This window comes from Parendozoicomonas verongulae (genome assembly GCF_009711465.1).
Lineage (GTDB): Bacteria > Pseudomonadota > Gammaproteobacteria > Pseudomonadales > Endozoicomonadaceae > Sansalvadorimonas > Sansalvadorimonas verongulae.
Genome location: NZ_SMME01000406.1, coordinates 1 through 752, shown reverse-complemented (window position 1 = coordinate 752; position 752 = coordinate 1). Strand labels below are relative to the sequence as shown.

General features: G+C 48.3%; 1 protein-coding gene. It reads left to right on the top strand.

Going from position 1 to position 752, the window contains the following annotated elements:
* The coding region (locus E1189_RS22425) for a hypothetical protein (protein WP_196220889.1) at positions 1-752 on the top strand (752 nt) is incomplete at both ends.

Below are 752 nucleotides of genomic sequence, written 5' to 3'. Positions count from 1 at the left end.
ATCCTGGATGTTTTAAAGCAGCCTGTTGCCGGCTATTGCCAGGATGAGCCGGAGGAAAGTATGCAGGCTCAGTTGCCACAACCTGTCATAACAACTCTGGATAGCAGGACAAACTACGAGCAGCTTCCTGCGCAACAGGCGCCTGTCATAACAACACTGGACAGCAGGACAAACTACGAGCAGCTTCCTGCACCATGCGTCAGTTACAAAAAAGTTTTTCAGACTGTCGACCATGATCCACGGATGACCCGTCTTTACGTATATAATATTGCTGCGACTCCCGAAGGTGGCCTGATGTCCATAGAATTGGGGCGTGGTGAGTATGGTCTGGAAGCTGTGCTACCGGGAACCTTGTCAGCCAGTGATCCTATACCCTTAGCCAGAAATCATCATTATGCTCAAACCTCCCTGGCGTGGGAACGTAATCAGTGGTTCTTTTTACCCGGTATGACCCCCGATGAAACGATCATTGCTATGTGCACCGAGCCTGAAAAGGCATGCAGTGTCATGAAGGATCGCTATAGTGGGTTGCATATGGTGTTTATTCCAAAGGCGCAGCCCGGTGAAGAGATCATTGTCCACTATATAGTGGAAACCAGAGACAAGACTGAAAACACGAATAAAACAGAAAATGTATTGGTTTATAAACGGCCTGATGCGACTTGTTCGAAATACATGAGCAAGGAGATAGACAGGCTGTTTACCCCGGAATCACTGGCAGGCCTTCCCAAAGAACAACAAGAAGAGCTGCT